At 69.5% G+C, this 397-nt stretch carries 1 pseudogene; it reads right to left on the reverse strand.

The annotated features are described in order from the left end of the window. Window positions 1-397 (reverse strand): annotated as a pseudogene (locus tag BFF77_RS33995) (methylmalonyl-CoA mutase); the annotation flags it as partial.

The following is a 397-nucleotide window of genomic DNA, read 5'->3' on the forward strand; positions in this document are numbered from 1 at the left end:
GTCCGCCTCGACCGCCTGCCGCGCCACCTCGGCCGGCGTCTGGAACAGCGGGCCGACATCGACGTCGAAGCCCAGGTCGGCGAAGGCCGTCGCGATCACCTTCTGGCCGCGGTCATGGCCGTCCTGCCCCATCTTGGCCACCAGGATGCGCGGACGGCGCCCCTCGGCCCGTTCGAATTCCTCGACCACGGCACGGGTGCCCTCCACGGCCGGGGAGGTGCCTGCCTCGTTCCGGTACACACCGGAGATCGTACGGATCTGGCCCGAGTGACGCCCGTACACCTTCTCCAGGGCGTCCGAGATCTCGCCGACGGTGGCCATCGCGCGGGCCGCGTTCACCGCGAGTGCCAGCAAATTCCCGTCCAGACCGTCCAGACCGTGTCTCTTATCCCCATCT

It is taken from the genome of Streptomyces lushanensis, assembly GCF_001700515.1.
GTDB lineage: Bacteria > Actinomycetota > Actinomycetes > Streptomycetales > Streptomycetaceae > Streptomyces > Streptomyces lushanensis.